Genomic DNA, 1,105 nt, shown 5'->3' with positions numbered 1-1,105 from the left:
AATGGCTGGAAGTTGGTGGCTGGTTCAGGTATTAGCACTGTGTGCTCTCTGTCATGCTCTTCCAAAGAAGGGTAAGTGGAGTAAACTGTCCCAGAATCCTCCAGCTCTGATGCTCCAGCAAACTGACCAGCGGCTTCAGCAGTCAGTTCAACAGACTAATCAGCAGCTTCCTCAGAAGATTCAGTTTCAGAAGCAAGTAGCGAAGGCTGAGCCTTTGGACAGATGTTCTGTAGCTGATTCTGAGCAGATCCAATGTGGACAACCTGGTATCAGTAGTGCTGAATGTGAAGCTATCAACTGCTGCTTTAGTGGACAGCAGTGTTACTATGGGAAGACCGTGACTGTCCAGTGTATAAGAGATGGTCAGTTTGTGGTAGTGGTGGCTAGAGATGTTACACTGCCTCGACTGAGTCTGGATTCAGTCAGTTTACTGGGAGGAAGTGACCCAGCTTGCAGTCCTGTGGGGTCCACACCTTCCTTTGCTGTATACCAGTTCCCTGTGACTGCATGTGGCACAAGAGTGATGGAGGACAGTGGTTATGTGGTGTATGAGAACAGAATGAGCTCCTCGTATGAAGTGGGGATTGGACCACTTGGTTCAATCACAAGGGACAGTCACTTTGAGCTTCTCTTCCAGTGTAGGTACTCTGGCACTTCTGTGGAAGCTCTGGTTGTGGAGGTCAACACTGTTCCTCCACCTCCACCAGTAGCTGCCCCTGGACCCCTCAGGGTGGAGCTTAGACTGGCCAATGGTCAGTGTGTCACCAAAGGGTGTGCAGAAGGGGATGAGGCCTACACGTCCTACTACAGTGATGCTGATTATCCCATCACAAAAGTCCTGCGGGAGCCTGTGTATGTTGAGGTGCACATTGTGGAGAGGACTGACCCCAACATTGTCCTGATGCTGGGACACTGCTGGGCAACTTCCGCCCCCAATCCACTCAGTCTACCCCAGTGGGACCTTCTGGTTGATGGATGCCCTTACCAGGATGACCGTTACCTGACCACATTGGTTCCAGTGACTGGCTCTTCTGGTCTTCAGTTCCCAACCCACTACAAGCGCTTCATTGTGAAGATGTTCACGTTTGTGGATCCCACATCACTG

Annotated in this window: 1 protein-coding gene; it reads left to right on the top strand. The window is 51.0% G+C overall.

Annotation, left to right across the window (positions count from 1 at the left end):
• Positions 1 to 523: 523 nt before the first annotated feature.
• Positions 524 to 1,105 (top strand): zona pellucida domain-containing protein (locus GQS58_RS17230; RefSeq protein WP_240914651.1); only part of this gene is annotated, 582 nt, incomplete at its 3' end.

The organism is Polaribacter sp. 11A2H (assembly GCF_011379025.1).
Taxonomy (GTDB): domain Bacteria; phylum Bacteroidota; class Bacteroidia; order Flavobacteriales; family Flavobacteriaceae; genus Polaribacter.
Note: the sequence above shows the minus strand (reverse complement) of the source record. Positions and strands in the feature narration are given on the sequence as shown.